The sequence below is a fragment of the Bacillus sp. 95MFCvi2.1 genome, assembly GCF_000374965.1.
GTDB classification, from domain to species: domain Bacteria; phylum Bacillota; class Bacilli; order Bacillales; family Bacillaceae_G; genus Bacillus_A; species Bacillus_A pseudomycoides.
The window spans coordinates 179469-193642 of record NZ_KB895695.1; the positions used below are offsets into that span (position 1 = coordinate 179469).

The 14174-nt window shown below is 30.5% G+C and carries 8 protein-coding genes and 1 pseudogene; 6 read left to right on the forward strand and 3 right to left on the reverse strand.

Annotated features, from left to right (window positions below):
• Nucleotides 1–29: 29 nt before the first annotated feature.
• Nucleotides 30–533 (forward strand): annotated as a pseudogene (locus tag C568_RS30625) (SDR family NAD(P)-dependent oxidoreductase); the annotation flags it as partial.
• 141 nt (nt 534–674) lie between these two features.
• Here C568_RS30625 and C568_RS0111115 read toward each other — a convergent pair.
• Both C568_RS0111115 and C568_RS0111120 read right to left on the reverse strand, forming a co-directional pair.
• Nucleotides 675–1430, reverse strand: a complete 756-nt coding sequence (locus C568_RS0111115; RefSeq protein WP_018781535.1) for a cell division protein FtsQ/DivIB — start codon at nt 1428–1430, stop codon at nt 675–677.
• Between the two features lie 706 nt (nt 1431–2136).
• Complete coding sequence (locus C568_RS0111120) at nt 2137–3036, reverse strand: VanZ family protein (protein WP_255295776.1); 900 nt, start codon at nt 3034–3036, stop codon at nt 2137–2139.
• A 976-nt stretch (nt 3037–4012) separates the two neighbouring features.
• Between C568_RS0111120 and C568_RS0111125 the strand changes: the two genes are divergently transcribed.
• Together C568_RS0111125 and lepB are read left to right on the forward strand one after the other, a co-directional pair.
• Entirely contained in the window at nt 4013–6124 is a 2112-nt protein-coding gene (locus tag C568_RS0111125; protein ID WP_018781537.1) for a peptidoglycan D,D-transpeptidase FtsI family protein, read from the forward strand.
• Nucleotides 6125–6203: 79 nt separating this feature from the next.
• Nucleotides 6204–6734 (forward strand): signal peptidase I, encoded by a 531-nt coding sequence (gene lepB, locus C568_RS0111130; protein ID WP_018781538.1) that lies wholly within the window; start codon nt 6204–6206, stop codon nt 6732–6734.
• A 1749-nt stretch (nt 6735–8483) separates the two neighbouring features.
• Here the strand turns inward: lepB and C568_RS0111150 are convergent.
• Nucleotides 8484–9182, reverse strand: a complete 699-nt coding sequence (locus C568_RS0111150; RefSeq protein WP_018781541.1) for a hypothetical protein — start codon at nt 9180–9182, stop codon at nt 8484–8486.
• Between the two features lie 1182 nt (nt 9183–10364).
• Between C568_RS0111150 and C568_RS0111160 the strand changes: the two genes are divergently transcribed.
• From C568_RS0111160 to C568_RS0111175, 3 genes are all read left to right on the forward strand, one after another.
• Nucleotides 10365–11297 (forward strand): bestrophin family protein, encoded by a 933-nt coding sequence (locus tag C568_RS0111160; protein WP_006095558.1) that lies wholly within the window; start codon nt 10365–10367, stop codon nt 11295–11297.
• Between the two features lie 924 nt (nt 11298–12221).
• Nucleotides 12222–13199, forward strand: coding sequence for an agmatine deiminase family protein (locus C568_RS0111165; RefSeq protein WP_018781542.1), 978 nt, complete (start codon nt 12222–12224; stop codon nt 13197–13199).
• A gap of 127 nt (nt 13200–13326) precedes the next feature.
• A complete protein-coding gene (locus tag C568_RS0111175; RefSeq protein ID WP_018781544.1) occupies nt 13327–14145 on the forward strand; it encodes a MerR family transcriptional regulator in 819 nt (272 codons plus the stop codon).
• The last annotated feature ends 29 nt before the right edge of the window (nt 14146–14174 follow it).

Genomic DNA, 14174 nt, shown 5'->3' on the forward strand with positions numbered 1-14174 from the left:
TTCTGTCAATGACCCACGACTGAAGTCGCGGGTTTGGAAACTTTGCTTCCGTTGGGGAACAAAATTTAAATAAAATTGAGACGATGCTTCACTTGAATATTGAAGCCTTAACCGTTCTGTCCTCTCTTTATGTACGTGACTATACAGATGTTGAAGGAACGCAAATCATCAATATTTCTTCAGGAGGAGGATACTTGATTGTTGCTGATGCTGTGACCTACTGCGCGACAAAGTTCTATGTAAGTGCCTTTACAGAAGGTCTCGCACAAGAATTGAAAGGAAAAGGAGCAGCCATGCAAGCGAAAGTCTTGGCTCTTGCTGCAACAGAGACCGAATTTGCGAAACGATCCTATGATGTTGATAATTTTGAATATAATGGTGTTGTTCCTAAATTCCATACAGCTGAACAAATGGCCGGTTTCTTGCTCGATTTATATGACAGTGGGAAGGTGGTAGGAATTGTGAATGGAGAAACGTATGACTTCGAATTAAGAGATCCGATTTATCCGTATGTGACCAGGACAAGAAACTAGTTTTTGAAAATCCCAACATAACAAAAAGCCGATAGTTCTGAAGTGACCCCAAAAAGTTAGACACATTTTAACAATTGGGGGCAGTTCATTACTACAAGTTCTTTTTTATTTTTCCTATAATAGCAAATGTAATTTCAAGGCTTATAATTTGTTATTTGCAAATATAGAATCTTCTAAGTGAATTACAGGGTATTGTTTAGAATCTAAGTTTTTAGTTATGACTGGATATAGTTCCATTTTTTCAGACAAATCAGTGATTGAAGCGCTCACTGTAAACCCGTTTTTCGCATATAGATATATATGGAATTTATCATTCTTAGTTGGCAAAAAATTAATCTCAGATATTATACTTTGTATTTCGCTCGGTAATTTATTTAACTCCGAAATAAGTTTTCTAAGTTGTTTTTCATCATTTCTAGTAAATTGTTTTATTACAGGTACACTTTTGGAGATTTTATCATTTGTAAATTTATCCAACATTGTACCATTTTCAAGTAGAAGATAATACTTATTATCTTTAATCATATATGCAACAGTGCTATTTTCTTTAACATTAATAGTGACTCGACTTGGAAAGTTCTTTGAAATTTCGACTTCTTTAATCAGATTATTTTTCTGTATTCTTTTTTTTATATCTTCTTCATGTAAATTCCAATAATTATCTTTGTCGCTTAAATTGGATAGACTTATAATTTCTGCTTTTGAAATTATTTCATTTCCAGTTACATATATTGCTGAAATTTTTCCAAAGCGATTTAAAAATAATAACAAAATAAAAGTTATTAATACACATATACTTAATGCTTTTTTTCTTCTAGCTGCTTTTAAATTTCTACTTTGTATTAGTTGTTGATGACGAACCTGTTGGTTAAATGGATATACATTATTTTGATTCATAATACCTTCCTCTAGTAGCCTATTATATTCCATTTAAAAAAATGCTCTAACATTTGTTGTTTAGTATGTTAATGGCCATCATGTACATATTTCGACTTTTTTACACTGCAGGGTGTATCCCCTAGCCCTGAAACGGACATAAATTCCTAAAACATTATATACATAATAGAATAATTTCTCAATATAGTTATAATATACAAGTGATATTCTTCGCAATTAAATAAACAGATACAGCATTTTAGATTTCTAATTAAAAAATTAGTAACATTTAGTGATATAGTAAATCATCTCTAAGTGTTCTTAAAAAAATATCACCATTTTGTAAAATAATCAAGGTATCGAAAGAAATTTCATTCTCCCGATATCTAATATAGGGAATAAGGGAAGTAATGCTAAGAAAGATGAATGATTATTTTCGTCGCGGGACTGAGAAGATGCCACCTCTAAGCGAAGGCTAGGTGGCGAGTAGTTCATAAATGCTTCGTAAAAAATTACATAAACAAAGGGAGAAGAGTGATAAACATTCTTCTCCCTTTGTCTGTAATTAGGGTTAGCATTATACTAATAAATATACGCTGTTGTGAACTGCTAGATGAACAATCCACTTCTAAGATTTTAACAGAAATAAATAATAATATGATATGCAATATTGCATATTAAGATATAGGTGTTCGGTATATACCCTAAATTGGAAGACTTGTATTCTTTATTTTTTCCATTCTGTAAGTGTAACATCCCATAGTAATACATCGGTATCAATGAACTTGATACAAAGTTCATTTGCTTTATCCAACTCTATTTCAAAGGAACTTTTTGATGTAGATATGTTTTTTTCAGAGAATTGAACTGTTTGTACATCTTTTCCATCCACAGAAATAATTATCTTTCCAGAACGTTTACTAGCACCATCTGGGATACCAAGATAGCCCGAAATTTTTATATATTTACCCTTTAACAAGTATTTAAATTGCTGAAAATCTGTTCCATTACTACTATACATATTTAATTTAGATTCAATTTTTTTATGAGCAATTTCAAAACTATGGAAATTTTTATCTTTCGGTGCATATCCATTAGTTTCTGTCAGTTGATTTAGTCCTATAATAGTTCCGTTTTTGAGAGAGTGTGGCTGCTTTTCTAATGATTTGTTAAATTCACCTACAACAACAATCAATCCTAAAGTAAGGATTGATGCTGTTACACAAGTAATAATAAGTTTTTTTAAAAAAGTATTTGAACGAAATCCTATTTTATATGCAGCAAATCCTATTATAGCACCCATTGCATTCACAATTACATCATCAATGTCAAAACCTCCAAGAAAAGTTAGCATTTGTAAAACTTCTAGTATAAGGATTGAAATACAAAATGAGGTAATGAATCGAATGAAGCTACAGCGGTATAACAAAGGAATTAGTACTCCAAAAGGTATGAATGCAGTTAAATTCCCAAAATTAAAAACCCATAGGTTAAAGTCTTCTTCACCTGTCATATTTGGTAATCCTAAAGGAATACTAGTCGGAATTAACTGGTATTGGTATTCATAATTAATATATTTTAATCCCAACCTATCAAAACCAAGAAACATAAAGTAAAGTATTAAAATTGAATAAAAACCTAATATTGTGAGGACAATCTTACGATGTTTACCTTTGATAATAAAACCTCCTATTACTCAAGAATATTCGTATTGTTTTTATTAAATATGTATTTTTAAAATATAGCAATAAAAACATATTAATATAAGTAATAATGATGTATCAACAAAAAATAATTTGTCAAAAAGTTAAATTGATAAAGGTGGTGAATAAGTATATCGGAATCAATTTTTGGTGATTTATTTATTTTAAATGTCGTTTAAACGTAATTTATATTTTTGAATAAAACTTATACACTACACAATTTTAAAAAGGTATTTTATACAGTTCATTCATAAAACGATTATTAACAATTCGATAAAATTTGTGAGGATTCAAAAAACATTTTTCAAACAATAACAAAATTGTGGAACACGCTTGTTGAGAAGATTGAACATGAAATGTGTATAATCCGTAGGACAGGGTGCTTACAATTTAGATTTTGAATAAATTTATTGTGGAATAAATTTTATAAAACTTATATATAAAGATATTAAATTATTGTCGTTAAAGATATCCCTAAAGACTCTAAATAGAGAAAGTGTTCTTTAATTTTGTTTGACAGGAAAATTTTCATTTGTATAATTAAGAAATGAGTTTATCTAGGTATTGCTATTTTATTTTTCATTTGAAAATGGATCTATCGCTCTCACATTAGTAGTTATGCTAGTAACAGACGGATTGGAAACGTTTAATATAATGTCGTTTTTATTTGATTTATAATAATGTTTATTATTTCTGAAAAGTAAGGATACTCTCGTTTAATAACATATTAATAAGTTTACTTGGGTATTTGAAATTGTATTATCGTTAATCGTAAAATGCAATATACTAAATTAGTTAATGATTTTTTATTAGAAATCTATCAGCTGTAATAAACTTATTATTTTTAATTACATTTAGAACTGTATTATTTTAATATATTGTACTTAAGAGGAGAATGAAATGAAACAAAAACAGAAAAAAAATACTAAAAAAAGTACGATTCCCTTAAGGTTGAATATATTGTTTTTCTGTGTATTTTTACTATTTTCAGCTGTTATTATTCAGCTAGGAAAAGTACAAATCATTGATGGGGAGAGTTATAAGAATATAGCGGAGAAACAAGGGAATTCTACAATCAGCATTCCCGTTCCACGTGGGCAAATTTTTGATCGAGAAGGAGAAAAAGTTGTTAACAACAATGCTATTCGTACTATTACATATACAAGGATGAAGGGTGTAGATTCAGAAGGCATTCTAAAAACAGCTAGAGATCTGGCGAACGTACTTGAAATGCCAGAAGAAGACATAAATAAGTTAACCGAAACAGATAAAAAGGATTTTTGGGTAAAGTTAAATAAGGAAAAGGCTCAAAAAAAGATTACGAAACAAGATGAGGCAAAATTCCGAGCCAAAAATATTGAAGGGAAAGAGCTTGATAAAAAAATAGAGGAATTAAGACGAGAACGTATCACAGATAAAGAACTAGGCGAATTAACACCAAAAGATTTAAAAGTATTAGCTATTAAAAGTAAAATGAGTTCGGGCTACTCAATGACACCTCAAATTATAAAGAAAAATGTGCCTGAGAAAGAATACACCATTATAAGTGAAAATTTAGCTAAATACCCAGGGGTAGATACAACAGTTGAATGGGAACGTAATTATGTAAATGGTGATTTATTTCGTTCGGTATTGGGTAATATAACAAATTCTGAAGAAGGATTGCCTAAAGAACACTTAGACTCTTATATGGTACGTGGTTATAGCCGTAATGATCGCGTAGGAAAAAGTTATATTGAACAACGATATGAAGATGTATTACATGGAACAAAAGCAGAAATTAAAAATATTACTGATAAAGAAGGAAACATTATTCGAACGGAAACCGTTTCTAAAGGGAAAAGCGGAAACAATGTAACGTTAACAATAGACATGAAATTACAGAAACAGGTAGAAGAGATTATTGAAAAGCATTTAAAAGCTTTTAAAGGTTCAGAACGTTTATTAGACCGAGCATTTGTTGTTATGATGAATCCAAAAACGGGGCAACTTTTATCTATGGCAGGGAAAAAATTAGTCAAAAAAGATGGAAATATAGAAGTAGAAGATTATGCTTTAGGCACAATGACAAGCTCCTACGAGCTTGGATCTACTGTAAAGGGAGCAACACTTTTAACAGGATATGAGACAGGTGCCATAACACCAGGAACATATTTTTATGATGCACCAATGAAATTTAAGGGAACAGCAAAAGCTAAGAAATCTTGGAAAGACTTTGGAACTATTGATGATATAAGGGCATTACAAGTTTCATCTAACGTGTATATGTTTAATACAGCTTTAAAAATTGCAGGTATAAATTATGTACCGAACAGTTCTTTAGATATTAAAGCGGCTACATTTGATAAGATGAGATATTATTTTGGGCAATTTGGATTAGGAGTTTCGACTGGAATTGATTTACCAAATGAAACGTTGGGACAACAAAAAAAACAAAATTATCAACCAGGTTTTTTACTAGATTTAGCTATTGGTCAGTTTGATACATATACGCCTTTGCAACTTGCACAGTATGTTTCTACCATTGCAAATGGGGGGTATCGAATGAAGCCGCAGATTGTACAAGAAATTCGGGAGCAAACAACGCAAGAAGAAGATATTGGTAAAGTTGTACAAACTATGCAACCCATTGTGCTGAACCGCGTAGATATGAAAAAGGAATATATCGACCGAGTACAAGAAGGCTTTAGGCAAGTGTTCCAAGAGGGTGATGGAACTGGTGTGAGGTATTTTCAAAAAGCTCCTTATAAACCAGCTGGTAAAACAGGAACAGCGCAAACAGTTTATGGAGGCGAGGACCCTGTTGGTAGAGATTCAGAAGGGAATCGTATTCATTGTTACAATTTAACTTTAGCAGGATATGCCCCATATGATAATCCAGAGGTTGCATTTTCCGTTGTTGTACCATGGGTAAATGATGATAAAGGTGGAATTAATTCAATGATTGGTAAAGATATCTTAGATGCATATTTCGCTTTAAAAAAGAATCAGGGAAGTAACGTTTCTCCATAAACAAACAAGTTGAATGCTTCTAGTAAATATATATATAAACGAAACGCCCCTACATTAAAATTTTGTAGAGGCGTTTTTCATGAAAATAATCAATAAGGAATGGAAAAACATGAAGCAAAAGAACCCAAAATATTGGCGTAATATAACATTGTTTTTATTGATTACAGTGATGTTTATGATAATAAGTTTAAACTTTTTATTATGTAAAATAGAAGGGAAATCTATGTATCCTACTTTACAAAATGAAGAGTATATACTAGTTAATAGAGCAGGTGCAGCAATTTTTCCATTACGTCATGGAGAAATTGTTATTATAAAAAAACCAAATGATCCTAAGTATTATGTGAAAAGGATAATTGGATTGCCAAAGGACAAAGTTAAAATAGAAAATGATATTCTGTATATTAATGGAAAGGAAAAAAAAGAAAACTATATTTATAAAGATTTAAGTAATAAATCCAAATATCTTGCTAACTTTGAAGAAAGAGAAGTACCTTCAAATAAATTATTTGTAATGGGGGATAACCGTTACCATAGTAAAGATAGTCGAAATGGTCTGGGATATATTGATAGATCTAGTATTGTAGGAACAATAATATATCAATTTTAATTATTTGAATTTTGATATTTTGTATCTAAATTCAAATGCTAGTATTGCTTCATAAAGTAACTAAATAATGGATTTATGATTTGAAATGATGGAAAACAAGGAAAAACGTGAAACAGAGAAAAGAAATAGTACATTACAATGACAAGATGTTAGAAACCATGAGGAATAGATAAAAATAATTATAGTGAATGTATATCACATAGTATTTGATGAATAGCAAAAAGCCCTAGCTAGGTGCAAAGCTAGGGCCCACAGTTTAATTAGATTGCCGACTACTGACTATCTACCTATCAAGTATAACATATAGTTTCTAAAAGTTTAATAAATGAATTTTGTAAATTAGTGAACAAAGAGGAATGTATAAGGGGCACGGCAACGATTCCTTCTTTTTGGGGCTACTCAAAATAGCCACGATCTTTTCATAAACAGAGTGTGGCTGTTTTTTAAGTGCTTAATTTTTAAAGGTCTTTTTATTAAACTGTCCATTTTATAGGGTACAGGTCAGAGGGAAATAAGCATTTTTGCTATTTAGACTCACACAAATGATCTGTACATCAATTTAGCCTTGATAAACAGATCATTTGTAAGATGATAATTCATTGTAAAGAAGTAAGGATTACATGAACGTTTTTAAAAGAGTTGTTACTAACGGAATTACTCCACCTAAAAATGATAAAATTGCAATTGCGATTGTCATAATAATGTCTCCTTTACAAAATTCTGAATATTAAGAATTTTGTAAGTTTATTATATTATAAGTTTAAGAATATAACAATATATTTTATAAATTTATAAGGGGGGATTTTTAGAATGTTCCTGTATTTTAATGCTGATGTAATTTTGAAATATACTCTGACTAAAATAGACAGAAGAAATAGAACTACAAGACAAAGTATAATAAAAAAAACCGGCCGAAATTAGAGGGATTTTCGGATATGGCGGGTTATTCTGTGAATCGTTTCCGTACCCCATGAATAGAATATTCATAATGTGACATAGCATCATTTTTGATAAAATGGAATTAAAAGGAAGTTGGTGTGTCTATGATAATAATAAAGGAGAAGATTATACTGAATATCTTTTTCTATTTCTTACTCATTCTGTTATTTCTTCTTGTTGATTACTATTGTTTAGATATGGATAACAAAAGATGGGGATGGTTTAAAAAAGAAGTAAAAAGCAAAAAACAATCTTTTTTACTCTAGTTCTTCTCTTAACCTTCATAGGATACATACTTATTGATGCTGAATACTTTAAAATCTGATGCCTTTAGTTAGCTAAAGAAGCCAATTTTTCTTAAGAACTCAATAGTTAATATCACTCACTTCCAATAGAGACGATTATGTGAATGGAAAATCCCTTTTCAGGTTACAAATATCTTTTGCAGTCTAAAACATTTTTATGAAATATAATTTAGTTGGTTTAGAAAGAATAACATTTTTTATACTTGAGGATAGAAAAATTCTTAAGTGGAGGAGTAGGACGTACCGCCCGCATTTTAACGAAAATATACGCTAAGCAAAATTCGGCATGAAAAAGCGTTGATTTTACTAATCTAAGAAAATCCCCTAATCTCAAAAGCGTCAGTAAGTATTTGAGACAAATGCACTTCAACGTAAAAAACGTAAAATAAGCTAAAAATAGCTTAAACGGTTTCTCAAAACTTATCTTTAAATTAAAATCCCAATTGAAATCATGCTGTTGGTTTTTGAAAATCTCTTAGCGTATAAAAATATTAAAATGTGCGTGCTACACCTTTTTAAATTTCTGTTCAATCTTATCATGTACTGATTCGATTTTTTCAGGCAACACAAATAAATACTGGATAAGGACTTCTAATAATTCTGTTAATAAAGCTACTGTTTCATCATCAATTTCCTGTTTCAATTCAAGCATCTCATAAAGAGGGCTGTCTGGATGAACGAGGTGGCCAACATCTTGAATCGGTTTAGTTAAATCGATATATTTTGGCAATTGCTCAAATTGCTGGGAAAGAGGCTGCCCATTACTTTTCTCTCCAAGAAAATGTTTGAGGACACTTTCAAGAACTCGTTTTGACATTACTGCAGCAGCAGAATTATCTTTTGACTGACTGACATTTAAAGTAGAGCGATACGCCCTGACAAGGTCTATAGGGACATGTTTATTGCGTTCGAGCTGATCCGAAGGATCTTTTAAATCCGAAGGACTATAAATATAAACTTCTACTTCTTCATTTATTCGATCCATATAATCATTAAACATAATCACGAATTCTGATGGCTTTTTACATTCAAAACAAAGCCCTTCTGCGAATAATCCTCTTTTTGTAACTTGGTAAAAATTCGTTTTTAACGTAAATTCACTTGATTTACCGCATTTAGGACACTCGCTTTTGACATTTTTCGGCACCTTTAAATACCCATACTGGGTATGAGATGAAATGGCTCCTGGCAATATTTTTCTCATTTAAACCTCCTAAAAACTCAACCCTAATACGTAACTTATATAAATATTTCTGGTAACTATTCAGTCACCTCATGAAGATATAAGGCATTTGGAAAAACTAACCAAAATATGTTTGCCTGTTTTATCACAAGATGTAGTGTTATCGCACATGTTTGTGTTGTAGCAAAAAAATAGACCGAATTTTCGCCTATGAAACTCCTAAATTAAAGGTATTGCTGAGTAGTTATTATTTCCGTATAGTGTATAATTGATAATACAAATTTTTAAAGTTATAGAAAAAGTATAACTTTAAAAATTATAATTACAATATGTAATATATGGAAATGAAAGTTTTTTCTAGTAGAGTATCATCATAAATGCCCACATTTTAACACCAAGAAAGAGGAGGAAATATTATGGAAATCACAATGTCAATTTTAAAATTTGTAGGTGGATTACTTCCATTCGTACAAGAGCTTTTAAAAGCATTTATGTAAGTTCATTATTTCGCAATTATTTATAAAAATTATCATACAAATGATCTGTATATCAAAGATGAATTGATGTGCAGATCATTTGTGTGAGCAAAGTCCCTTTAGACATTATGAATGGACTTATTTAACTTGCTTTATGCTTAGCGTACAGACAGCTACTGTACGTTAAGAGATACTTGTTCAGAAAATCATATGTTTATGAACAAAGGATAAATCGATATTGGATTCACTATTCTATTATTTAATTTTATAATCTGTTAATTTTTAATACAGGGAACATACAGACTGTAAAACAATCAAGTAAAATAAAATCAGCTAAAGGCCTATATAAAAATATATTAGAGACAAATGAAGGTTTCGATGTTACTCAGTTTGGCCATGTAAAGATCAAACGGTCTTAGAATATATTCAAAAGCATATAGATAAAAAGTTCATTTAGGTTGATATATGTAATATATCGGAAATGGGCGGAGGGAATTAATTGTTTAACATGGTATTGTCAGCTATATTACTCTCTAGTAAAATTAAGAATTTGTAATTAGATGATGGTAAAGCTCAGGTATGTTTTTCATACAAAAGGATTTTTTCACCCCTTTAAGTAAAATAAAGTTAGGTATTGTATTTTTTAATAATATCCAGCTGGTTTTATGTTGAATTTGATTACCGTAAAAATATAAATAAGTTAATAAAGAAAGAGGTTTATGTAAATATGGTTCATTACAACAATCAAGATAGCTTACATCGAGTATTTACATTAAAAGGAACGATTATAAGGGATATTTCCCCTCAAATTTTATTATATATATGTGTCTCAACAGGTATGGTTATAATTAATCACTGTTATGTAGAAATAAATATAAATCAAACTCCATGGGTTATTGTTGGTGGAGCTTTAGGTTTACTATTAGTATTTCGGACCAATACTGCCTATGATAGGTATTGGGAAGGAAGAAAGTTATTTGGCGCTATTGGTGGTTCTACTAGGAATTTGGCGGTGAGTTTTTTAAGTCATTGGGATTCTAAAGGGGAAAATACGGATCAGGAGAAGCTGAAGTTTTTACATCTATTAATTGCTTTTCCAAAATTGGCTAAACAACATTTGAGAGATGAAAAAGATTTATCTGAAGTAAAAGATTTGTTTAAATTATGTTCTGATAAGGAAAAAAAGCTATTGATTGAGTCAAACTATTTACCGATTACTATTGTGTTTATGTTAAAAACTATCCTATCAAAAGGATTAAGATCTGGTCACCTTCACCCCAATATAATAATTAATATGGAAGCTGATTTGAATAATTTGCTTACTGCTATTGGTGGATGTGACCGTATCAAAGCAACCCCTATTCCTTTTGCATATTTCGCCCATATAAAAAGTTTACTGATTATATTTTGTGGGACTTTACCAATTGGTCTTGTTGATAGTCTCGGATGGTTTACAGTGCTTGCAACTACGTTTATTAGTTTTGCATTTATAGGGATTGAAGCGATAGGAGTTGAAATCGAAGATCCATTCGGTCATGATCCAAATGACCTTCCACTAGAAGGGATTTGTATAGGAGTGGAAACTCATTTATTACACTTATACAATCAAAATAATCTATTAGAGTCGTCAGCTTTAAATTCTCATAAAAAAATCATCTAATTGCATATTTCATGAGACTTTTTAAATTATTTATTCATATCATTAACAAAAAGAGTTCTATTCATTTAGAACTCTTTTTATATTCTCTTCATAAATGAATTCAAAAGTAGAAATACATTTAATAAAACACACATGGACTTTTCTTTATATCATAGCTTCAGTTTAATGATAGATAATTACCATGTAATTAGCAGTACTAAAAAAATATATATGATATTTTTATCTCCAGAGTTATATGATAGTGAACTGTTTTACGTTAATACCACGAAATTTCCTCAATTTCGTTTTTCATACTTCTTCATTATGTTATGTATTTTTGTAAATTTAATTTTGGTATTTATCATTTTTCTCTAAGGTGTTTTGAGGGAAAATAATTCTTCCTTTTTGATATGACTTAATATTAACTACTTGAGATTTATCTAAAGGTCACTATTACGCAATTTACTAATAACAAATAACCAATTACATTCCAAAACACTATTATGAGAGTGTAACTTTTTTATTATGTAATTCATTTTAAAAGTTGAATTTATATGGATGATGGCTTGGTTTTTAAATCTTGTCAAGAGCGAATTTTCCGCTTAACCACGGCTTTATATTTTTTATATAAATATATAATATTTCTCCGTGCTATAATCCACTCATGAAATGTGCACGTTTCTAAAATATAGAATCATAAGAGAATTGAATTGAGGAATAGTTGTATGTATCCAGCTATTTGCGGGCAGTAAGAACCCCATCTCAAAATTCGGCAAAAGCAAAGAAATTAGGTGGGGGGGCGGGCTGCTCGTAAAAGTCAGATTGATGAGAGCTAATAATCATTGAGGGATGAAGCCCCCCCACTGATTAAAGTTTCACTTTATCTTGATAATGACTTGTTTCAATCAGTTACTCAATAACCCTTAAAATAGTGAGGTAAACAATATGAATCAAATACACAATGGAATTATTTTTACTGCAATACCAAATAAATCGAATCAATATTATCGACCATTTTATGAAGATCTTATTTATTTTAATGAGAACCTAAATGAAAATAAAGCATTTACCGATCAACTTATATCTTTAACTGTGGAAGAACAAGACTTTGATACAAACTTTTTTGAGTATGACGACATTTGGTTAAGAGACGTTGCACCAGTTGTAACAAATCACCTCGTTAAATTTAAATACCAACCAAATTACTTACCTGAAAGTCAAAGTCGATATTTAAATCAACAATTCAATAAATGGCTGAAGAAAAATGACTTTGAATATATTATTTCCCCATTGATATTAGATGGCGGTAATCTCATTTGGAATAAAAAAGATACAATTATATTAACGGATCGTATACTTGATGATAATTATGATTGGACAGAAAAAGAAATTATAGAGCAACTGGAATGGGATTTAGATGTCAGTCGAGTTATTATCATTCCTTCTGAACCAGGAGATGTGCTTGCACATGCAGACGGTATGATTAAGTTTATTGATGAACATACAATGTTTATCAGTGACTTTCTAGGAGATTACGAATTTAGGCATAGCATTCAAGAGATTATTCGAGAGCAAATGCCTGAAGCGGAGTTTGTAGTTGTTCCTTCTTCATATACAGAAGAAGGGCAATATGATCAAGAGATTGCATCAGCCAAAGGTTTATATATAAACATGTTAGAAACAAAAGATGCTCTCTATGTTCCTAGGTTTGGATTATCTAAAGATCAGGAAGTCTTACAATACATCCAAAAACATACTGATAAACATGCGATTCCAGTTCATGTAGGAGATATATCGACAATGGGAGGCGCAATTAATTGCTTAACGTGGTATTGTCCCATTCATTTGTTACCTCAAAAATTTAAAAGAATGAAAAGTCGGGAGGATGAATTCTCCATTTCGGATTTTTTTAATTGGAAATGATGTCTGTTTGCAAACTCCCTGTAAAAAAATATAATACCTTTCACGTTCATGCTTATTATGAGGGTGAAAGGTTATTATATGAGATCATAAAAGGCGTAGTAAATAAAGTTACTCAAGGAGTATTTAAATGTATAAAATTACTGAATTTTCTCGAATTTGCAAAATGAGTACTCGGATGTTGAGACATTACGACAAAGAGGAAATACTGAAACCAGCATATATTAATCCCATAAATGGATATAGGTATTATGAACAGGGTCAATTGGAAATGGCATTACAAATCAAAAAACTAAGAGAGTACAGATTTCCTCTCTCGAAAATCAAAATAATTCTTCAGTCATCAGACCAAAATTCACTTATCAAACATATGAAATCGCAAATTATGGAGTTATCACATGAAGTAAGAGAACATTTACAGGTTATTTCCGAAATGAGTGAAATGATAAATAGAAACATAGATCTCATTTCAATCCAACGTAGACACTACGATATATTAATTGGAATGAGAAGTGAAATAACTGTCATAACGCAAAGATTACAAATCGATATTAATGATATAGATGAACATTTTGATTTCTTATATGAAAAAGTACAAGTGAATAATTTTCAAATAATAGGTTCTCCATCCGCCATCTTCTATGATGAAGAGTATATTCCGAATCACAGTGATATTGAATTAAGAATTCCAATTATTTATGAGAACACTGGAAATTTATCATGGGATTGGGAGATAAAAAAGCTAGCTCAGCATCAAATTGTTACTACCTTGCATCATGGGAGTTATGACGATATAGGTTACGGTTATATGGCGCTAGAAGAATGGATTGAAAATAATGGATATCTGATAGTTGCTCCACCATGTGAAGTCTATTTAAAGGGTCCTGAATGCGATTGCCCAGTAGAGGATTATGTGACGCAAATTTGTTTTTCAGTTATTAAAAAGTAACAACAATAATGATTTGACCTTGACACTAT

Bases quoted from the DNA above. Each gene is read 5' to 3' on its own strand.
- C568_RS0111115 (WP_018781535.1), bottom strand. From the start codon at position 1,430: ATGAATCAAAATAATGTATATCCATTTAACCAACAGGTTCGTCATCAA.
- C568_RS0111125 (WP_018781537.1), top strand. From the start codon at position 4,013: ATGAAACAAAAACAGAAAAAAAATACTAAAAAAAGTACGATTCCCTTA.
- lepB (WP_018781538.1), top strand. From the start codon at position 6,204: ATGAAAATAATCAATAAGGAATGGAAAAACATGAAGCAAAAGAACCCA.
- C568_RS0111150 (WP_018781541.1), bottom strand. From the start codon at position 9,182: ATGAGAAAAATATTGCCAGGAGCCATTTCATCTCATACCCAGTATGGG.
- C568_RS0111160 (WP_006095558.1), top strand. From the start codon at position 10,365: ATGGTTCATTACAACAATCAAGATAGCTTACATCGAGTATTTACATTA.
- C568_RS0111165 (WP_018781542.1), top strand. From the start codon at position 12,222: ATGAATCAAATACACAATGGAATTATTTTTACTGCAATACCAAATAAA.
- C568_RS0111175 (WP_018781544.1), top strand. From the start codon at position 13,327: ATGTATAAAATTACTGAATTTTCTCGAATTTGCAAAATGAGTACTCGG.